20 protein-coding genes are annotated in these 21,989 nt (G+C 35.1%); 2 read left to right on the forward strand and 18 right to left on the reverse strand.

Features of this window, described 5'->3' with window-relative positions; translation table 11 throughout:
• Positions 1 to 481: 481 nt before the first annotated feature.
• Entirely contained in the window at positions 482 to 2,092 is a 1,611-nt protein-coding gene (locus QBE53_15705) for a potassium/proton antiporter (protein ID WZL81222.1), read from the forward strand.
• Between the two features lie 305 nt (positions 2,093 to 2,397).
• Here the strand turns inward: QBE53_15705 and QBE53_15710 are convergent, their stop codons facing one another.
• The 16 genes from QBE53_15710 to QBE53_15785 all read right to left on the reverse strand — a co-directional run bounded on the left by QBE53_15710 (position 2,398) and on the right by QBE53_15785 (position 17,118).
• Positions 2,398 to 2,607 (reverse strand): hypothetical protein, encoded by a 210-nt coding sequence (locus QBE53_15710; GenBank protein WZL81223.1) that lies wholly within the window; start codon positions 2,605 to 2,607, stop codon positions 2,398 to 2,400.
• A gap of 63 nt (positions 2,608 to 2,670) precedes the next feature.
• Entirely contained in the window at positions 2,671 to 3,447 is a 777-nt protein-coding gene (locus tag QBE53_15715) for a metallophosphoesterase family protein (GenBank protein ID WZL81224.1), read from the reverse strand.
• A 15-nt stretch (positions 3,448 to 3,462) separates the two neighbouring features.
• Complete coding sequence (locus QBE53_15720; GenBank protein WZL81225.1) at positions 3,463 to 3,786, reverse strand: metalloregulator ArsR/SmtB family transcription factor; 324 nt, start codon at positions 3,784 to 3,786, stop codon at positions 3,463 to 3,465.
• Positions 3,787 to 3,814: 28 nt separating this feature from the next.
• Positions 3,815 to 4,435 (reverse strand): PhoU domain-containing protein, encoded by a 621-nt coding sequence (locus tag QBE53_15725; protein ID WZL81226.1) that lies wholly within the window; start codon positions 4,433 to 4,435, stop codon positions 3,815 to 3,817.
• A gap of 6 nt (positions 4,436 to 4,441) precedes the next feature.
• Positions 4,442 to 5,194 carry a phosphate ABC transporter ATP-binding protein PstB gene (pstB, locus tag QBE53_15730; GenBank protein ID WZL81227.1) on the reverse strand — a complete coding sequence of 251 codons (753 nt, stop codon included), beginning with the start codon at positions 5,192 to 5,194 and terminating at the stop codon, positions 4,442 to 4,444.
• A 15-nt stretch (positions 5,195 to 5,209) separates the two neighbouring features.
• Positions 5,210 to 6,094, reverse strand: a complete 885-nt coding sequence (pstA, locus tag QBE53_15735; GenBank protein WZL81228.1) for a phosphate ABC transporter permease PstA — start codon at positions 6,092 to 6,094, stop codon at positions 5,210 to 5,212.
• Positions 6,095 to 6,994, reverse strand: a complete 900-nt coding sequence (pstC, locus tag QBE53_15740) for a phosphate ABC transporter permease subunit PstC (GenBank protein ID WZL81229.1) — start codon at positions 6,992 to 6,994, stop codon at positions 6,095 to 6,097. It lies immediately after the preceding gene.
• Positions 6,995 to 9,064, reverse strand: coding sequence for a methyl-accepting chemotaxis protein (locus QBE53_15745; protein WZL81230.1), 2,070 nt, complete (start codon positions 9,062 to 9,064; stop codon positions 6,995 to 6,997).
• Between the two features lie 64 nt (positions 9,065 to 9,128).
• Positions 9,129 to 10,157, reverse strand: coding sequence for a PstS family phosphate ABC transporter substrate-binding protein (locus tag QBE53_15750; GenBank protein WZL81231.1), 1,029 nt, complete (start codon positions 10,155 to 10,157; stop codon positions 9,129 to 9,131).
• Positions 10,158 to 10,311: 154 nt separating this feature from the next.
• Complete coding sequence (locus tag QBE53_15755; GenBank protein WZL81232.1) at positions 10,312 to 10,797, reverse strand: arsenate reductase ArsC; 486 nt, start codon at positions 10,795 to 10,797, stop codon at positions 10,312 to 10,314.
• A 106-nt stretch (positions 10,798 to 10,903) separates the two neighbouring features.
• Positions 10,904 to 11,608 carry a metallophosphoesterase family protein gene (locus tag QBE53_15760; GenBank protein ID WZL81233.1) on the reverse strand — a complete coding sequence of 235 codons (705 nt, stop codon included), beginning with the start codon at positions 11,606 to 11,608 and terminating at the stop codon, positions 10,904 to 10,906.
• A gap of 284 nt (positions 11,609 to 11,892) precedes the next feature.
• Positions 11,893 to 12,945, reverse strand: coding sequence for an ACR3 family arsenite efflux transporter (gene arsB, locus QBE53_15765; protein ID WZL81234.1), 1,053 nt, complete (start codon positions 12,943 to 12,945; stop codon positions 11,893 to 11,895).
• 32 nt (positions 12,946 to 12,977) lie between these two features.
• Positions 12,978 to 14,717, reverse strand: a complete 1,740-nt coding sequence (arsA, locus tag QBE53_15770; GenBank protein WZL81235.1) for an arsenical pump-driving ATPase — start codon at positions 14,715 to 14,717, stop codon at positions 12,978 to 12,980.
• Positions 14,718 to 14,729: 12 nt separating this feature from the next.
• A complete protein-coding gene (gene arsD, locus QBE53_15775; protein WZL81236.1) occupies positions 14,730 to 15,098 on the reverse strand; it encodes an arsenite efflux transporter metallochaperone ArsD in 369 nt (122 codons plus the stop codon).
• Between the two features lie 34 nt (positions 15,099 to 15,132).
• The gene (locus QBE53_15780; protein WZL81237.1) at positions 15,133 to 16,770 is read right to left on the reverse strand and encodes an FAD-dependent oxidoreductase; all 1,638 of its coding nucleotides are present in this window, start codon (positions 16,768 to 16,770) and stop codon (positions 15,133 to 15,135) included.
• Between the two features lie 39 nt (positions 16,771 to 16,809).
• Complete coding sequence (locus QBE53_15785) at positions 16,810 to 17,118, reverse strand: metalloregulator ArsR/SmtB family transcription factor (protein ID WZL81238.1); 309 nt, start codon at positions 17,116 to 17,118, stop codon at positions 16,810 to 16,812.
• A gap of 413 nt (positions 17,119 to 17,531) precedes the next feature.
• On the opposite strand from QBE53_15785, the gene QBE53_15790 reads away from it, so the two are divergent.
• On the forward strand, positions 17,532 to 18,536 hold the full coding sequence (locus QBE53_15790; GenBank protein WZL81239.1) for a permease: 1,005 nt from the start codon (positions 17,532 to 17,534) through the stop codon (positions 18,534 to 18,536).
• Between the two features lie 176 nt (positions 18,537 to 18,712).
• Here the strand turns inward: QBE53_15790 and QBE53_15795 are convergent, their stop codons facing one another.
• On the reverse strand, positions 18,713 to 20,083 hold the full coding sequence (locus QBE53_15795) for a rhamnulokinase (GenBank protein WZL81240.1): 1,371 nt from the start codon (positions 20,081 to 20,083) through the stop codon (positions 18,713 to 18,715).
• Positions 20,084 to 20,100: 17 nt separating this feature from the next.
• Positions 20,101 to 21,888 carry an L-fucose isomerase gene (locus QBE53_15800; protein WZL81241.1) on the reverse strand — a complete coding sequence of 596 codons (1,788 nt, stop codon included), beginning with the start codon at positions 21,886 to 21,888 and terminating at the stop codon, positions 20,101 to 20,103.
• Between the last annotated feature and the right edge of the window lie 101 nt (positions 21,889 to 21,989).

A 21,989-nucleotide genomic window follows, 5' to 3' on the forward strand; every position in this document is an offset into this window, starting at 1 on the left:
ACCCTATTTATCACTTATACTATTCTAAATCACTTGAATAATCTGATGATAGTTATATAAATTCGCTTATCATTTTGAATGTCTTGTGTTATACTTTTATTCATCCCATCAGTCTCTGGGTTTTGATTACTTGTCGTATTTCAATTATACTAAAATTTTGATTTCATTCTATTTTAAGACTAGTTATTATTGAATTTCTAAGTTATATATGCACTTAATTAAGAACGAAATTTGAGTAATTAAGACCCTATCTTCAATCCAAAGATAATACTTCAAATGCTTTGGGGATTTCTTTGTATATAAATGCATTACCATTACATTAGAATAACGAAACTTGCGTTAAGACATATTCATAATTTCGACAATGACTGATTCTACTATGGAATCTCCCTTTATACTTACATCGACTATGAGTTGAATCACTTAACTATCTGTCGCAAAGTATTTGATGTAATACAAACCATACAATCCAAGGGAAGAGGTGCTCATCTTGACAGGTATACTTTTAATATCTTCAATCGTCATTATTTTATCCATTCTATGCAATAGATTTTCACAAAAAATCGGTATACCAAGTCTATTTTTCTTTATTTGCCTCGGCTTATTTTTCGGTTCAGATGGCGTCCTTCGCATCCCATTTGATAATTATTCATTAGCTGAGTCTATATCCTCTGTTTCCCTTATATTCATAATGTTTTACGGTGGTTTCGGAACCCGATGGAAAACAGCAAAGGCTGTAGCCCTCAAATCTCTTTTATTATCTTCATTCGGAGTGTTATTTACAGCACTCCTTATTGGGATTTTTTCTCATGTAATCCTCAAAATTGACATTCTAGAAAGTTTTCTAATAGGAGCTGTTATAAGTTCGACAGATGCGGCATCCGTTTTTTCCATACTAAAATCTAAAAAGCTCGCACTAAAAGCTCAAACATCACCAATACTAGAACTTGAAAGTGGTAGCAATGACCCTACAGCCTATATGCTCACACTTATTATTCTTGAAATTATGAACGGGACTACAAGTTACGAAAAATACATCTATGTGATTCCCGCTCAATTTTTTATCGGCATTCTTTGCGCGGTCATCTTATCCTATATTACCCTTCAAATCTATCGGAGATTTGATTTAAGGTCTAACGGATTGGAAATCATTTATTTTGTCGGCATGGTATTATTCTCCTTCGCATTACCAGAATCATTTGGTGGAAATGGTTACCTTAGTACCTATATTTTTGGTATTATCGTCGGCAATCAATATTTTAAGAATAAACGGGTTCTTATCAATTTTTTTGATGGCCTTACCGGATTAGTACAAATTTGTATTTTTTTCCTTCTTGGATTATTGGCATTCCCATCACAAATGTCCGCAATCTTATTTACTGCTTTTAGTATAACCGTATTTCTTACTTTTGTAGCACGTCCCCTATCCATCTTCGTAATACTAAAACCTATGGGGTGCAAACTAAATCAAATCGCCTTGATTTCTTTTGCTGGAATTCGAGGTGCATCCGCTATTGTTTTTGCGATTATTGCAACTGTTAATCCTGCTTACTTAAAAAATGATATATTCCATATTGTATTTTGTATCGTTCTGTTTTCAATAGCATTCCAAGGAACTCTACTTCCCTTCATCTCTAAAAAATTACGTATGATTGATGAGGATGGTGATGTACTAAAAACATTTACCGATTATCAGGAAGAAACTGCTATTCAGCTCATTCGATTACCTATTACACAAAATCACCCATGGATTTCACTCGGTGTAAGTGAATTAGAATTACCTCCTCAAATGTTAGTTGTTACAATTATTAAGAGCAAAACTGCGATTATTCCCAACGGCAACACACCTATTGAATATGGCGATATTGTTCTAATTGCAGCCCCAGGTTATGATGATTATATTAATATAGAGGTCACTGAACTCACAATTAGCAAAAATCACGAATGGTGTCAAAAGAAAATTCACGAACTCAACATTCCTGCTCAAAGTCTTGTTGCTACAATTAAGCGCGACCATAGTATTATCGTTCCTAATGGTGATACTGTTATAATCGAACAGGATATGTTGGTCATTATTAATAAAATAAATTAGCGATTGTGAACTGTCCAAACACTTTTCTCTATTCTGAAAAGTATCTTTCCAACCATGTTTCTTAACTCTGCATTACGGGTTCTTCCCGGTATACTACACTATGATAGCGGGGAAATACCGTTGAATTATACTCTTATTTCGATTCAAATTTTCAAGAAACACATTTATTAACTATCAAACTTATATTAATGAATAATGCTGGTTATATGCAAAATATTCCTGTCTATTTAAAATGTCACTTTTTAGGTGATTGAAAAATGCACAGACTAACGATAACGATGAATTTAATATATTCTGTTATGAAACTATATAAAGGCTAATCCACCATTTTGAACACACATTATAACTTCTTCTATCTTTGCCTTGATTAAATCTCTTCTTTTTCTAAAATCCTCAGATATATCTAACAAAAGTTTTGGTATATGTCTACACCAGCTTCTTAAAGTCCTTCTATCCCTAATGGTTTGACTTCTACAAGAATTATGAACACATACAAATGCCACTTTATATTTCATTATGATACGTCCTCTCTTCTACCTCTATTCTAATTATCAAACATTACATTTATTATACCAATTTTATAACTTCAGATCGCACTGACAAGCCATCACAGTTCCTTCTTCCAAATCAAAATCCGTACATCCACAAAGAAGAATATCTCCAAAAACATCAAGAAATTCTGACTCTTTTAACCTTCGATCCATTTCAAAAACATCATATTCAACTCTTCTTATTTCAAAAGATAATTCATTTTCAAAATTACCGATAACATAACCTGCTCTGTTATCTCTATCTTTCGGTCTACCAACACTTCCTGTATTGATTAATGTCATATCATTGATTTTTTTTATATATGGAAAATGCGTATGTCCAAAAAAAACTGCATCTACATCTAGCTCATCCAAAATTGCCTCTTGAGCTTCAATATTGTCTTCATAGACATACTCTACAATAGAAAATGGACTTCCGTGAACCAATAGAATTGAATATCCATTGATTTCTATCAGCATACTTTCTTCAAGTTCTCTCAAAAATTCTTTATTTTCTTCTGAAGTAAGCTTAGATGAAATGTTAAGTGAATTGTGCATCCAATCTTTGTCTCTTATAGAATTCAATTTACATCCACATGAAGGCAAATAAAAACCTACCGCTTCATCGTAATTTCCCATAATCGTCTTAATCCTACGATCTCGAATAAACTTAATGACTTCATTAGGATTGGGACCATAACCCACTAGATCACCAAGACAATAAATATTCTTTAAGGGGATTCCCTCATTAAGAATATTTTCAATCACTGCTTCTAGAGCAAGGATATTGCCGTGAATATCTGATATAAATGCATAACGAAACATGGTTTCACCTCCATATTAATATTGCATGCAGTTCCATTGTTCCTCTGTTTGTTGAGTTATACAAGCATCTGCCAATTCTAAAATCTGTTTTATTTTCTCATCTTTTATTGAGTATACGACATATTTACCTTCTTGATTTGAATTAACTAAATTCGTTTCTCTTAAACATTTTAAGTGATTTGATACTTTAGATTGACTAAAACCGGACGCCTCGATAATCTCTGTAACCGTCTTTTCACCATCAAGTAATAATGCAAAAATAATAAGTCGACTATAGTCTGAAAAACCATTAAAGAATTTATTCATCATTCGGTATTTCATAATAGTATTTTGATCCATACGTTTCAACTCCGTTTCAATTTTAATTCTATGTGTATTGCCTCATTTTATCGCATATATTCACAATATGATCTCCAATTCGTTCATAAAATCGTGATGCCTTAGTCATAATAATTTCATATCGCGCCAACTGAATATCAATATCACTTAATTCAAAGGGCTCAGATTGCATTTTATTATATAGGTCATCAATTTTAGAATCAAGATCTGAAACTTCAATACACACATTAGTGTAATGGTCCTTTAATCCACTTTTTAGCAAAGATAGCATTTGTTTAATTATAACATTAAATGCTTCAAGATGCCTAAGAATTCTGTCATCCATATTGATTTCTCCTCTTAGCATAGCTATATGAACCGAATAATCACAAATTCGTTTTATATCTTGAAGCGATTCCAGGATCATCATGATCTTCTTCAAATCACTGGCCACAGGTTGTTGTTTAGCGATAAGAAGGTTACAGTGATCCTCTATGATCGATCCGGAACGATAAATCTCCTCTTTTAGCTGATGCATATTGGTTAATCGTTCTTCCCCTCCGTAACGGATAAAGTCATAACTTTGATAATAATTTTTTACTGTATTCTCAACCATTTCAGAATAACTATCACGTAATTTCACGAGCTCGTTATTAAATTGCTCTCTCATTTTAAATCACCCAAACTTTCCACTAATATATTGTTCTGTACGTTCATCCTTGGCATCGGTAAAAATTTCATTCGTTGTTCCCATTTCAACAACTTCACCATTTAGAAAAAAAGCAGTTTTATCACTGATTCTAGCTGCTTGTTGCATTGAATGCGTCACTATAATAATAGTATATTGCTCTTTAAGCTTTCCTAATAAATCTTCAATCTTCATCGTCGATATAGGATCTAGCGCTGAGGTCGGCTCGTCAAAAAGTAACACATCCGGTTTCATGGCCAAACACCTTGCGATACACAATCGTTGCTGTTGTCCACCGGATAGTTCAAACGCAGACTTGTGGAGTTTGTCTTTCACTTCATCCCAAAGTGCTGCTTGACGTAAACTTTCTTCAACAATTTCTCTTTGTTTCTCCTTATTTCTAAGGCCATGTCTTTTGGGTCCAAAAATCACGTTTTCAAAAATAGATTTTGGCAGTGGATTTGGCTTTTGAAATACCATTCCAATTTTCATACGAAGTCCTACAACATCTAAATCAGGGGTAGTAATATCCATACCATCATAAATAATCTCACCTTCAGCCCTCGTATTTTTAATGAAATCATTCATCCTATTAAAGGTTCTAAGAATTGTCGACTTACCACACCCTGAAGGACCAATGAATGCAGTTATTTCATTGGTCTCTATTTTCATATTGACATTTTTTAACGCTTGAACATCATCATAATAAAAGTTTAGATTTTTTATGTCAATCTTAGTCATTTGTTCATCCCTTCTCTAATCAATTCTATTCTGGTACTTATTCCTAAGGATAATAGCTATGGCATTACTAACCAACAAGAAAATGAGTAATAGTAATATTCCAGCTGCCGCAATATGTTGAAACTCTTCTTGCGGTCTAGACGTCCAGTTGAATATCTGTATTGGTAACGTTGTAAAGGCATCAAATATACTTTCCGGTTTGAAAGCAACATACCCTGCAGCTCCCACCATAATTAGCGGTGCCGCCTCACCCATCGCTCTGGATATAGCTAATATTGAGCCCGTCAATATGCCCGGAATTGAAAAAGGTAGCACTACACCAGTAATGGTTTGCCATCTTGTCATACCAACAGCAAACGATGCTTCTTTCAAATTTTTCGGTACACTTCGAATAGCTTCTTGAGAAGAAACAATGATAACTGGTAGTATTAATAGTGTTAGTGTAAGTGCACCAGACAAAATGCTTCGGTCGAAAGAAAGCATTCTTACAAATACAGTTAAACCAAGCATACCATAAACAATAGAAGGAATACCTGCTAGATTACTGATATTCAATTGAATAAATTTATTAAGTCTACTGGTTTGATCAGAATATTCTTCCAAATAAACAGCTGTTCCGGCACCTATTGGAATCGAAAAAAGTGCTGTAAGTCCTATGGTCCAAATGCTACCCAGAAGTGCCGAATAGATTCCAGCATTTTCAGCTTTTCTCGAAGGCATACTTGTTATAAATTGCCAGTCGAACCATCCCCAGCTATCTCGAATAACCGTATATAGTAAGACGCCGAGAACAAAAACCGAAAACATCATCATTATAAGCAAAAGAAAATAAAATAAGCGATTTAATATTCTTTTGGGTTTTGTGTTATAAGTGTGAAGCTTTTCGTAATAACTTTTCACTTAAATTCCCTCCTTATGTCGTTTTACAATTCGTCTTGCTAGAATATTCATTGACAATGTCAAAAGAAACAACAAAGAACCTATTGCAAATACTGTATTATACTCAATGGTTCCATGTTGTATGTCTCCCATACTTATGTTTACCATAAATCCAGTCATCGTCTGAATACTCTCTAATGGATTCAGAGTAAACATAGGACTTTGTCCTGCCGCTATAGCAACAATCATAGTTTCTCCAATAGCTCTTGATATGGCTAAAATAAAAGCTGAACCTATACCGGATATTGATGCCGGTAAAACTACCTTTAATACGACATCCAACTGAGACGACCCCAATGCATAAGCACCGTTTCTTAATGAATCAGGAACAGCCATCATAGCATCTTCACTAAGTGAAGCAACCATTGGAATAATCATAATTCCGACAGCAATACTTGCGCTTAGTGCATTAAAAATTTGTGTCTGGGGAAGCACCACTCTGATTAAAGGTGTTATGGTCGTCAGTGCAAAAAAACCATAAACGATAGATGGAATACCTGCTAGTATTTCCAAAATAGGTTTCAGAACTTTTCTTAATCTTTTAGGCGCATATTCACTTAAAAAAATCGCACTACCAAGTCCAAAAGGAATAGCTATAATACTTGCTCCAATAGCAATCATCAGTGTCCCTGTTAGCAATGGTAAAACACCAAAATTCCTTGGTTGTAAGGTTGGTGTCCATTTTGTTGATGTAAAAAACTCAACAATAGATACTTCTTTAAAAAAAACGATTGTTTCAGAAAATAACATATAAACAACTAATATTGTCGTGATGACCGATATACTCGAGAATACAAAAACAATACTTTTAGCAATCTTCTCTGTAATTTGCGCTCTTCTTCTTGCTTCTTTTCTTTCCATTTATTGACCTCCGTTCAAATATTGGTAAAGATAATCCATCATTTTTTTGGAACGATGATCCAGTAATTTAGTACTTTCATCGATGGTTTGAGTAATCTGCCTTTGACTGCTAATCATTTCCTCTGTCTTATTGACAACCTCTTGACTGCTTGAGGATATCGCTTCTATATCAAAAATAACACCATTGACTTGTTCTTTGCTATCATACATATCCTTCATAGCATCTTCAACGTCTTTAACCAAATGGGAAATGTCCTCCAATTTTTGTTCACTATCAACAATTTCGGATACATTCTCTTTCAATAACCCATTTTGTTGTTCTACAAGCTCATCATTTTTATGAATGGATTGTTCCACTTCCATCGCTTTTTCTTTAAGTGTCGTTACAATTAATTCAATATTTTTTGCTTCTTTTGTTACATGTTCAGATAATTTTCTGACCTCTTCGGCTACGACACTAAATCCACTACCATGAGCGCCGGCACGTGCTGCCTCAATTGCTGCATTAAGAGCTAGTAAATTCGTCTGGTTTGCTATATTCATAATCGTTTTTACTATGATATTAACATTCTCTACTTCCGCATTTAACACATGTACTTGTGCGCTGATATTATTTATATTAGTCTTACTATGCAGAAACATAGAATTAAGTTCTTCCATATCATAACGATTTTTTTTCATCTTAACTGAAGTGTCCAAAACATCATTGATCATACGTTTAGCTGAATGTTCTACTCGACTAATCTGTTCTTCCATCATTTTTATTTCAACCAGTGATTTTTCAACATCTTCTTTTTGATGAGCATTAATTTCAACAACTTGTTCAATAACCCTATTCAACTCCTCAGTTTGATCAAATGCCAGTCTTGAGGTCTGTTTCAACTCTATCGCCGTGTCATTGAGTTCTGATGACCACCTTCCCATATTTTTCATCATTTCGGCATAGCTTCGAATCATTTGATTAAAGTCGACAGTTAAAGTAGACATCTCCTTACATGCCTTGGAATTAAAATTTACTGAAAAATCGCCCATTGCTACTTGTCTCATCAAGGTCGTCAATTGTGTCAAAGGTCTGCTCATTCCTTTTCCAAATATAATGGCTATGATGTAGACCACAAAAATACTTATACCACTAATTAATAGTATGATATTTGAAATCAATCTATTTTCTTTATCAAATAATTGATAATCAATAATCTTTATACTTGTCCACTGATTAAGAGATGACATTTTTGTTGAAATCAGACTTTGATTCCCTAAGTAATCTTCTACAAAAGATTTTACACCAACTGCATCATTCAAATTAATTATATAATTTAATAGCTCATCACTTGGATTCTCTCCGCCTGAAGTATAGATAACATTCGTTTCAGGGCTGATGATGAATAGCAGTTGCTGCTTATCTTCTCGCTCGGTCAAATCAAGAGTTTCAAGAAATTTATTCAAATCATACCATACAATAATCATCCCCATACGATCTGAAAGACTATCAATGGGCAGAGCAACAGGCAACATGATAGTTCCAGTAATTTCTGATATTGTCGGTTCTCCAACGTAAAAATCTAACGTTTTTTCCATAATGGCTTCAAAATAGGGGTCACTCATAACATTATTACCAACTAGTTCCTTACGAAAACTAGAACCATCTGCAATGATTGTTCCGTCTGTATCAATGATTTGTACTGTTTCATATAATTTATCAGAAGCATTTACGGTATTTTTTAATGTCAACAAAACGTTATTCAGTCGTATGATTTCATCAATAACTTGATCATCCGAAACATCTTGTAATAGAACCTGCACATCAGATTGGGCAGATATTGCATTTAAGGTATTTATTGTACTCTTAATTAACATATCACTTTGTTCACTGACTTTTTCAACTTCCATTTCTATTTTTTCATATTGATTTTCTTGGATGGCACTGCTTGAAATCTTCTGAATAGTAAACCCTAAAATTAAAAGTGGTATTATTGCTGTCATGATTAAAACAAAGCTTAATTGTACATTAAATTTCTGCTTCTTAATCCAATTTCTGTTTTTTTTTAATTTGATCTTTTGTTGGGTCATATCATAACCTCCAATGCAGACAAAATGCCTCCTTTTTACAAGAAGGCATTGTTTTTGTCAAAATTTATTTCACTAAATCTAATCCTGCTTGATAGTCTTCATCGGGTAATGCTACATAACCTACTTCAGCAGCCAACTCACCTGCATTTTCTAAATAAAACTCTACGAAAGTTTTAATCACATTATTTTCTAATGAATCTTTTCTCACATAGATGAACAAAGGTCTAGATAGAGGACTATATTCACCATTCTTGATTGTATCAAATGTTGGAGAAACAGGACCTTGTCCTCCATCTATCGGCACTAACTTCAAGATATCTGCATTCTCTTCATAGTATGCAAATCCAAAGAATCCAATAGCATTTTTATCACCTGCTATACCTTGAACAAGTACGTTATCGTCTTCACTACCTATAAAGTCTGGTCTTATTGCACCACTTTCACCATTGATTTCTTCTGTAAAGTAATCAAATGTTCCTGAATCTGTACCTGGTGAATAGAATTTTATTTCTTCTTCCGGCCATTCAGGTCGTACATCTTTCCAAGTCTTAACCGTGCTGTCTGGTCTCCAAATCAATGCTAATTCTTCAACCGTCAAGTAATCTACCCATGTATTTTCAGGATTCACCAAGACACTTAATCCATCAAAAGCCACTGTAAGTTCAATGTATTCAACACCTGCATCAGCAGCTGCTTGTGCTTCTTCATCTTTAATAGGTCTTGATGCATTACTAATGTCTGTTTCTCCAGCATAAAATTTCTTAAATCCTCCGCCTGTACCAGATACACCAACTGGTACTCGTACATCAGGATACAAAGCAAAAAACTCTTCTGCTACTGCTTCTGTTATAGGGAATACAGTTGAAGAACCATCAATTCTTATTTCTCCAGATAGTTTATCTGATGTTTTACCTACTTCTTCTGAGCTTTGAGAGGCTTCTGAATTAACGTTATCATTTGCTGAACCTGAATCATTACTCGTAGTATCAGAAGAACTGCACCCTACCATAACAAATACCAACACAAGCACCGCGAGTGATCCAAACAATTTTTTCATATTTTTCATTGTAATAATCTCCTTCTTTTCTCTCATTTTAAATGGGAGGATCGCTCGCCTTACGGCAAGCTAATCCATTAGGAACTTAAATCAATGTTTTAAGTTCAAATACATCACATCATGATATCATGATGTGAACAAGTAAATAAAATGTGCTTTTTGTTAATTTCATGTAAAGCACATTTTGAGGCTATCTTAAATATTTCCAAGTCATGGCGATTTCACCAAGTTCTTTTTCGATTTCAAGACGTTCTCGCTTTTCAAATTTTACATTTAAGAACAAATGAATCCGATTACTAATTTCTTGAAGTGTACGACTAAAGTAGTCATAAATTTCTTTCTCTGTTCCTTCAAACAAAACAGGATCAGGCATTCCCCAGTGCGCATAAATAGGCTTGCCAGGCAAAACTGGACAGTTTTCTTTCATTTTATCACACAGAGTGATAATAAAATCAAATTCATCATCCACATAATTCATCATATGTTTAGGTGATAGCTGACTTATATCATAGTCGCTTTTTTCTAAGACTTTCAATGCAAAATAATCAACCTCTTCTTTTAGTTCAGATCCTGCACTATAAGCCTCATACTTTCCTTTACCAAATTTGTTTAGTACAGCCTCAGCCATTTGACTTCTAGCAGAATTGCCTATACACAAAAATAAAATCTTATACATTTCACAGCCTCCTTTATGACTTCTCCTTATTATGTTATCTTTCGACAACATATAATTCAACGTATATTAAGTTAAAGCTATGTTAACTCTTTAATCCATATTATACTTATATACTTTGTGCTGTATGGTCAGGTATATATAGATTTTTAATTATTTCTTCTTTCATTTTTTTCACATCGTAGGGCACTTCTCGCAACACTACATTAATATTCCCCTTCTCAACCGATAAAATAACATAAGTTGCATTAGAATTACTATGCTTCGGTTTGCCTACAGACCCCGCATTAATAACAAATTTATTCCTTACCTGCTTGTAATAAGGTATATGTGTATGGCCAGCAATGACAACATCATATTCTAATTCTTCCATGATTTCATTCAAATAAGGAGCGTCTTCATACATATATTCATCGATAGCTCTTGGGCTACCATGTACAAATAGTACTTTAAAACCATTAACACTCATTTCTATTTTTTCAGGTAGGTTTGCAAGGTAAACTCTATTCTTTTCTTCTAAAATATAATTCGTGTATATTGCCGAAGCCGACTGTTGAATGACAGAATTATCTAGTACCTGAAATTGTTCCTCATTTAATCGCTCAATTTTCATTGTATGCAGATCATGATTTCCTTTTATGCATAATATTTTATGCTGCCTGATTAAATCAATCACTTCGTTAGGATTGGGCATATAACCAACAATATCACCCGTACATACTATTGAATCTACGTCTTTAGTATATATGTCTTTTAACACAGCCTCCAAGGCAATATTATTGCTATGAATATCACTGATTATTGCAATTCTCATGATAATCTCCAAATCGATTTTAAAAATTTCTGTTGTTTTGATACAAAATTTCTTTATAGGTGTCAAACAATTCTACACCCTTTTTTATTGTATAACGATAATTGAAGTAGCCTATGAATACAAGTACAAAGCATATAATTAAAATTACTAGTAGACGAATTACAAAATAACCGAAGATAAAACTATACATATAAACACTCCTTCCAGCAACATCATCATATCATGTTTTGATGATACGATAGCGAATATAGAAGCCACTCTAGTGGCTTCTATAACAACCTAGCTTATTGTTTCACCGGAAACCAGTTGGTTGTCTTATTTGCAAATCGTACTAACATCAGCATAACCGGAACTTCAACCAAAACCCCTACTATCGTAGCCAGCGCCACAGGACTATCTGCTCCAAAAAGAGCAATCGCTACGGCTACTGCCAGTTCAAAGAAATTAGATGCTCCAATCATTCCTGCAGGTGCTGCGATATCATGTGGTAGCTTAAGCGCACGGCTTGCACCGTATCCTATGCCAAAGATTAGCACTGTCTGAATAATCAATGGAATCGCTATTAGAATGATGTGCAATGGATTCTCCAAGATAACATATCCTTGAAATGAGAATATCAGTATCAATGTTACCAACAAACCTGTAATGGTTACATTATTGAATTTAGGTAGAAAAGTATTTTCAAAATACTCTTCCCCTTTATTTTTAATCATTGTATTTCTTGTAAAAACCCCACCGGCAAGTGGAATCACAACAAATAATATAACTGATAGAAGTAATGTTCCCCAAGGAATACTAAATCCACTAACACCAAGCAAAAAGGCAACGATTGGAGTAAAAGCGACCAAAATAATCAAGTCATTGGTCGCAACCTGAACGACTGTATAGGCTGCATTACCTTTCGTCAGATGACTCCATACAAATACCATCGCTGTACAAGGCGCTGCGCCAAGAAGAACTGCTCCTGCCAAATAGTCAGAAGCTAAGCTTTCACTAATAACACCACTAAAAATGACATTAAAGAATAGATAGGCTATACCAAACATAGTAAAGGGCTTAATAAGCCAATTGACGACCCAAGTCACAAATAAACCTTTTGGATTTTTTCCAACATTTTTGATACTCTTGAAATCAACTTTCATCATCATCGGGTAAATCATTAACCAGATAAGAATTGCAATCGGTATAGACACATTGGCAAATTCAAATTTTCCTAAGAGCTCAGGAATAAATGGTAAAAATTTTCCAATCATAACACCCACAACCATACAAAGTGCTACCCACAATGTTAAATAATGTTCAAAGAAACTAATTCCTTCTAGTTTTTGCTTGCTCATTTTTTTCCTCTTTTCTATTTATTATTTTTGTTTTACAGATATAACAATCGCTGTCCTTTTAAACTGTCACCGATAAAAGGTACTAAACCAATATTTCCCGATGTATAATCATGGATTTTATTGATCCAAGCGACTTCCTGGTACCCTTTTACTTTTAAAGTACTGTTCGTCGTATCTGCTTGATACAAACTATTATTTACAAGCCACCACTTGTTATAAAGTCCCGCTCTTTCAAGTTCCTCTTGAAGGCGCTTTGCTTCATGAACAGGTGTTGCTTCGGGTAGGGTTAGAATAATAACTTCTGTATATGTTTTATCTCTTAACGTAGGTAAAAGTTTTATGACGGCTTCTGGAATGGAACCATTGGCTTTTTCAATCTCTTTATGATAACTTTGAGTTGAATCTAATAAAAGCAAGGTATGGCCGGTTGGCGCTGTGTCCACAACAACAATTTCATGTTCAGAGCGATTAATCACTTCAGCAAAAGCTCTAAAAATTGCAATTTCTTGTGTACACGGTGATCTAAGATCTTCCATAATATAATCTAAATCATCTTGACTCATTGTTTTCTCAGCTTCTCTAAGGACATCCCTCTTATATTTCTCAAGTTCTTCTTTTTCATCTATATGACTAACGGTTATCCCCTCATAGCCCTCTACAATGAAATCTACATGGGCTGCAGGATCGGTTGTTGTCAAATGGACCTTTTCACCTTTCGCAGTTAATTTCATTGCAATAGATGCTGCTAAGGTGGTTTTACCAACGCCACCTTTACCCATAGTGAAAATTATTTTTTTCTTGTTCTTATAAATATCTTCAACAATATCATCTAGTTGCTTTGTAGGTTTTAGTATTTTTTTATCACTCTCAAATAAACTACTAGTCTCTTCTAGCATACCTCTTAATCCTTCTAAACCTACAATATTAAAAGGTTTAAGCAAAAGTTTATATATAGGTAGATCTAAGATAGCTTTAGGCATGTTGTTCATAACTTGTTGTTGCTTATCTGCTATTGACTTGGATAAGCAATCATCTACATTATCTAGTACACCATTGACTACTAACAACTGATTTTTTATCCCCATAGCATTCAGCTCATCTGAAGCCCTCGCAGCTTCAAACATTGGTGATTCTTCTGGTCTTGATATAAGTATAAGGGTTGTTTGTTTACTATCAGCCAGTACTTCTACCGCTCCTTTGTACACTTCTTTTTTTTCACCTAGACCTGAGAGTTGACCTAGACAAGAGGCTCCTGTTTTATTTGAATAGATAAAATCAGTCCAAGCTGATGGCAATTGGAGCAGTCTTAAGGTATGGCCAGTAGGTGCTGTATCAAATATTATGTGGTCATAGGCCTTAGATATACTTTCATCTGTTATAAAGTAGGTAAATTCATTAAAAGCCGCGATCTCTACAGTGCATGAACCCGACAATTGTTCTGTCATGTTTTCAATGACTGCTTGAGATAGTTTCCCACGGTAAGGTGCAACCACACTCTCTCTATACTCCTTCGCTGCTACTTCAGGTTCGAAATTTGCAACTGTCAAATTAGGGACTTCTTTAATTGCAACACCCTTATTGTCTAAGTCTGTATTAAACACATCTTGTAGATTTGAGGCTGGATCCGTACTAACTAACATAATTTTCTTTCCTTGATCAGCTAAAGCGACGGCTATTGCACAAGCTGTAGAAGTTTTCCCGACACCACCTTTACCTGTGAAAAACAAATACTTTGTAAGTTCAATCTTCTTAATATCAAATATTTCAATCATGTTTTCACCACCTTAACAGCAGCCATCGTTACAACAGTAAGAACTTTTTGTGTTTTCAACATTTTTATCCTCTAATGTTATTGATAAGAATTTTTCAATTTCATCATTTGAAGGATAAGCGCCTGTTTTTACAATCTTCCCATTTACAACTGTAATGGGTAATACATCTGTTCCCTTATCATTAAGTAATAGATTCACTATTTGTTCTTCAACAAAGACCATTGGGTGATCTGTAAGATTATATCTTTCCATTTGTTTTTGATTTTTATTGAGTTGATTCATTAACGCTGTAATTCTTAATAATTCGGTATCGACACTAGGTCCACAAACGCCTGTTGAGCAACACATCGATGGTTCATATATTTTTATAACTTTCATCATAATCCTCCATTGTTTTTTCTTGTTATTTATATTGTTATTTACTAGTATTGGTTCCTTTATAAAATTTATGTCCTCCTGATAGATTACTGACATCTTTAAAACCGTGATTGATTAGAATATTCTGAGCTGCATTACCGGTCACGCCTTTATTGCAATAGGTGACCGTCTTCTTATTCGGATCCAAACTTTGAATGCTATCTCTGAGTTTTGGATGCGGTAAATTAACGGCATCATCCACGCGCCCTTTTTTTGTATAATCATTCTCACTTCTTGCATCAATAATCTGTATGTCTTCTTGATTATTTCTAACTTCTTCCGATGTAATAATATTTCTCTCCTTATGAATAGCGTTATCAAGAATCATACCGGTATAATGAATCGGATCTTTTGTTGTTGAAAACGGTGGCGCATAAGCAAGATCCAAATGAAAGAGGTCTTCTACTTTAGCTTTATAGGTAATCAGTGTCGCGAATACATCAATGCGTTTATCAACACCTTCAGCGCCGATAATCTGAACACCTAGGAGTCGTCCACTTAAACGATCTGCAATGCCCTTAATAACCATTTCTTCCCCATGAAAATAAACAGGTTTATCTGGTTTGATATTATGATTTACAATAACATCGTAACCATCTGCTTTCGCATCTTGTTCTGACAGTCCGGTGTTAGCAATGGTCATATCAAACAATTTGAAAATACCGGTACTAAGATTACCTTGATATCTAAGCGTTCCACCTGTTAGCGCATCACCTGCAATTCTTCCCGTTTTATTCGCAGTTGAACCAAGTGGCCGATAAACAGGTTTTCCGGTAATTTGAGAGAAGGTTTCAATACAATCTCCACAGGAATAGACATCTTCAAGGTTCGTCGACATATCTGCATTTACCTTTATCGCTCCAGTTGATCCTATTTGAATACCAGTTTTTTTTGCTAGCTCCACATTGGGTCTAACCCCAGTCGCCATAATCACCATATCTGCATCTAAGGATTGGCCATCGCTTAGAGTGACCTCTGTATCCCTAATTGATTGAATCTTAGTCTCTTTCAATATCTTAATACCTTTATCCGTAAGTAGATTTTCCAGATAAGTTGCCATGTCAATATCAAGGTTTGGTGTAATTTTATTCATCATCTCAACAATGAATACTTCCATATTGTAGTTAAGAAGATTTTCAAGCATTTCAAATCCGATAAAACCTGTACCTGCAATAACAGCTCTCAGGGGTTTCTTTTTTTCAATAAAACACTTAATTCTAATAGCCTCCTGTACATTTCTAAGAGAGAAGACATGTTCTTTTTCAATACCTGGTACCTCAGGCATAAATGATCTTGCGCCTGTTGCTAGAACCAACTTATCATAGTTATCCTCAAATATATTTTCTGATACTAAATCCTTAACAAGGACTTTCTTCAGATGAGGTTTAATTTCAATGACTTCGTGTCTTATCTTAACATCAATATTGTACTTCTTCTTAAAAAAGTCACCATCTCTAGGTGTCAGTTCTGCAATCTCTTTAACCTCATTACCTATATAGTAAGGCAATCCACACCCTGAATAAGAAATATCTTGATCTTTTTCATAAATAACAATTTGGGCTTGATCGTTATTCCTTCTAGCTTTTGCTGCTGCTGAAGTACCGGCAGCTACCGCTCCAATAACAACTATTTTCATGGTTTTTCCTCCATTTTCAATTTCTAAACATAAACTCTACTATGTGCATATAACATATGTTTTATAGTCACCTGACTTTTCAAGCATAATCTCTAATGATTTCTTCGCATGATGGCACCCAGCATCAGATAAACTATAATAAGTCCATTTCCCTTCTTTTCTACTACTAACAATGGTGCTCTCAAGTAAGATTTTCATATGATGGGATAAAGTTGATTGAGCAATCGACACTTCTTCAAGAAGCGTACACGCACATTTTTCACCTGATTGAAGCGATTTAATAATTCGCAATCGATTTTCATCACAGAATGCCTTGAATATTTGTGCTGTATTCTTAAAATCGTCCATAGTACCTCCTATTACATTGACATTTATCGATATGATAACTTATATATCGATAAATGTCAATGTGTCTATTAAAAAATTTACATAAATTTTTCATATGATTTGCCTTGACAATAAAATCACACCGGTGTATTATGTACATATTCTTATATGTGTATATGTGTATGTCAGTTGTCAGGTATCATCGGAGCACCACAACCAAGAATTTAGCTAACTTTAGAGATTTAAACCTAGTTTAGGATGATTGCAGGGAAAAATATGTCTATTACAAGTTACACCTAATTGACAACTTGCTTAGAGCAAATTTGGAGCATATCATAGAACATAAAGATCTATACCCCCACGATCAAATCTGATATAGGAAAATTAGAAACAAAGAACACGTATACTGAATCTAAAATAAATAGGAGGTTATTATGTTTATATTCAAATGGTTAAATGACCAGTTACTTAAAATGAATTGGTTGTCAGAATTAGTTAGAAAATTAGTAGAAGATGTATTTGGGCTAAATGTTAATGAACGAATAGGCGGAAGCATTCATTTTTATATCTATGACGTAATAAAAATTTTCATACTATTATCTGTTCTCATTTTCACTATTTCTTACATCCAAAGCTTCTTTCCACCTGAAAGAACCAGGATAATCCTCGGTAATTTCAAAGGCATTACCGCTAATATTGTTGGTGCACTCCTTGGTACTATTACACCTTTTTGTTCCTGCTCATCCATCCCGCTTTTCATTGGTTTTACAAGTGCAGGACTACCTATTGGTGTTACTTTTTCTTTTTTAATTTCGTCCCCGCTGGTTGATTTAGCATCTGTATTGTTATTGGCATCCATCTTTAACTGGAGAATTGCTATTGCTTACGTCTTAGTAGGACTGATGTTAGCAGTTATCGGTGGAACAATTATCAGTAAGGCAAGACTTGAAAAATATGTTGAACCTTTTGTCTTCAATAATAAAGTCACAGATGTACCACAAGAATCCTTAACAGCAAAAGACCGCATGCATTATTCTAATGACCAAGTCCTCAATATTATTAAAAAAGTATGGTTATACATCTTAATTGGTGTTGGTATCGGTGCTGCAATTCACAACTGGATTCCAGAGGAAGCAATTTCAGTTGTATTAGGTCAGGACAAATGGTATTCTGTTGTATTGGCTACATTTGTCGGAGTACCTATGTATGCAGATATTTTCGGAACACTCCCGATAGCTGAAGCTCTTGTTCTAAAAGGAGTGGGGATTGGTACTGCCCTTGCATTTATGATGGCTGTCACTGCACTGTCATTACCTTCAATGATTTTGTTAAAAAAAGTAGTAAAAACCAAATTATTAATCACATTCACTTCAATTGTTACTATCGGAATTTTGATTATTGGTTATTCCTTTAATACTCTTGCATATTTGTTGCTATAGTAATGTGAGAAGTTGATCTAAAAGGGAAATTTATTATTCATTGTTAAAATTTATTCAGCTATCAACTAATAAAATTCAACTATGTGAAAGTTCTATTTTTTTTCATATAAAAAACATAAGCTTGCATCAACAAAATGGTTAATACAAGCTTATGTTTTTCAAACTTAGTTAGTTGTTTATAGCGATGCTTCTAACACTTGCACACGCTCATCTTCTTTGATTTTTCCTAATGCAATAAATTGTTCTGTAATATTACCAAGGGCTGTAGCTTCCTTCGATCCAAAAATCAGCTTTTTCTTGCTGTATTTTTCAATCAGCTGGCAAAGTAACTGATCCCTCACACCGCCTCCAAACATACATACTTGGTCATAATGTTTATCTACTGCTTCTTCTAGCTCTGACAAAGTCTTGGCTATTTGCTTGGCAAGACTCTCTTCAATGACGCGAACAATTTCACCAACGGTGTTTGGCACTTGCTGATTGGTCTCTTGACAAAACTGTTGAACTTTAACCGGCATATCTCCCGGTTCAAAGAATCGCGTATCATAAATATCAATAATACTATTAATGGATGCTTCACGTGCAACTTCAACCATTTCACCAAAGCCAATATTCATACCATTGTTTTCCCAATAGCGCTTAGATTCTTGTAAAATCCACAGACCCACATGATTTTTCAACAAGTTAACTGATGGATATCTTCCACCTTCATTGGTCAAGCCATACTCCATCACTTTGGCATTCATGGTCATCTTTTCTTGCTTGGACCCAACAATAATCCAGGTACCTGTTGCAATAAAAAGATAATCATCCTCCATCGGTAATCCTTGAAGAGCCAGCGCCGTATCATGGCTTGTTACAGATATCACATCAAACGTCTGAACACCTAGCTCTTTTGTGATCTCCTCTTTGACTGCCCCTAGATTCGTACCTGATGGCGTAATTGGCATAAAAAGGGAACGGTTAAACCCTAGATCCTCCATAAGTTTTTGGTTCCAATCCATCGTCTTGTAGTCCAAAAGCTGTGTGGTCGTTGCCATACTATACTCTGATAATTTTTTTCCTGTTAAAAAATAATTAAATAAGTCCGGTGTATTTAAAATAGCGGCCGCTTGATCCCAGCGAATATAGCGATCAACCATAAACTGGTTAATCGTGTTGTAAGAAACAAGATCCATACCTGTATTTTCTTTTAACGTCTCTTCATCATACTTTTCCAACAACAGTTCCATTCCTCTAGTACACCGTTCATCGCGATAATGAATCGGATTACCCATAAGCTCTCCTTGGGTGTCAAGAACTCCATAATCTACTCCCCATGAGTCTATGCCAACACTTTGAATTTTAAATCCTTGGTTTTCTGCTTTAATCAATGCTGTCTTTAATTCAAAGAGTAATCGCGGAAAATCCCAATACATATAATTGTTCATTCTTACCGGATTATTTGCAAAACGATGCACTTCATGAAGAACAATCTTACCGCGATTGTATTCCCCTACAATCGCGCGTCCGTTACTTGCACCTAGGTCAAAGGCTAATACTTGCATCAAAGAACCTCCTTAGCTTATTTTTTGTATAACGCTCCATATGTCTGGCACGCTCTAAAATCTGCACCTTCCAAATCTTTTGTTCCAAAGCCACTCCATGCTTTTGGTCTAAAGATACGGCTCTCATCAACGTTATGCATACTTACAGGAATTCTAAGCATTGATGCTAATGTGATTAATTGGTCTCCAATATGTCCATAGCTGATAGCACCATGATTCGCTCCCCATGTGTTCATTACAGAATATACATCCTTAAATGCACCTTCGCCTGTTAGATTTGGTGCAAACCATGTTGTTGGCCATGCCGGATCGGTTCTTTGGTTAAGCACTTCATGAACATCGCCTGGAAGTTCTACTGTATATCCTTCAGCGATTTGTAGTACAGGACCCAATCCTTTGATGATATTGACACGAGACATTGTCACTGGCATGTTTTCACGTGTTGTAAAGTTTGCAGAGTATCCACCACCACGGAAGTACTCATTATTCGCAGGACAAAAACGTGTTGCATCTATACAACGTTTAACTTCTTCTTCTTTAATTTCCCAATAAGGTTTCATGACTGGCTGTCCGTTAGCATCACTTTGTTGTCCGGTTCCATCAAGCGTTGTTGAACCACTGTTAATTAAGTGAATAATTCCATTGGCCGCTTTTCCTTCCAATTCATGACCTGTCACACGTTTTACAGATTCTGGACTCCAGTATGTACGTACATCAGAAAAAATCTGTGCAGTTCCGGTAAGTAGATGACCAAATAACATAGGCACACCATTTAAACTATCATTTTCTGTTGCCACAACAAATGGCTCACGAATACCGTTCCAGTCAAAAGATGAGTTAAGCATCGTCTCTAAGAAGTCTCCATTTGGAAGATAGTCAATCCACTGACGTTGTCCTTGGAATCCCCCTGCAATTGCATGATGTCCGCACGCTTCTTCTGCAAAGCCTAGCTCAATAAGTTTTGGATTTCCAATCATTAAGTCTCTAAAGATAATCGTCATCTTAACCACGTATTCCCAGTACTCATCAAGTTGTTCACGGCTAAATGGCTTTTTATTATAATCCGGTCCTTCTTGGCAATTTTCTCTTACCCATGCAATAGCTTTCTCATATTCTTCTTCATCATATATTTTTTCTTGGATACGGCGAGAGATTTCACACATATCAATGTACTCATTACGCATACCTAGGTAATCATTAAAGAAATTATTATCAACGATAGATCCAGCGATTCCCATTGAAACAGTTCCAACAGATAAATACGCCTTGTCTCGCATTGTTGTTACTGCGATTGCAGACTTCACGAAAAGCAACATCTTATCTTGAACATCTGCCGGTATAGTTGTATCATCATTATCTTGAACATCTTCACCATATATGGTAAATACAGGAAGACCCAATTGATCATGTCCTGCTGCTGCTGCCGCAAGATAAACTGCACCTGGACGCTCTGTACCATTAAATCCCCAGATTGCCTTTGGTCGCATCATATTCATATCCAATGTCTCTGTACCATAACACCAACAAGGTGTTACTGTTAAGGATACGCCAACGCCCTCACGTTGGAATTTTTCTTCGCATGCTGCCGCTTCTGCTACGCCACCAATAGTTGTATCTGCAATAACACACTCAACAGGCTCTCCGCTCGCATGCCGTAAATTTTCTTCGATAAATTTCGCTGCATTTTTCGCCATGTTCATTGTTTGATCTTCTAGAGATTCACGCACTCCACGACGACGACCATCAATGGTTGGTCGAATTCCAACTTTTGGTAAGCTACCGTTCAATCTGAATTTTTTTTCCATAACTTTTCTCCTTTGTATGCCTTTAACACAACATAACTCTCTAGATTCTAAGAGTATGTTGTGTTAAGACTTTAATATTATATTATTAATGTTATTATACT

The sequence above is a fragment of the Vallitaleaceae bacterium 9-2 genome, assembly GCA_038396585.1.
Taxonomy (GTDB): domain Bacteria; phylum Bacillota; class Clostridia; order Lachnospirales; family Vallitaleaceae; genus UBA1351.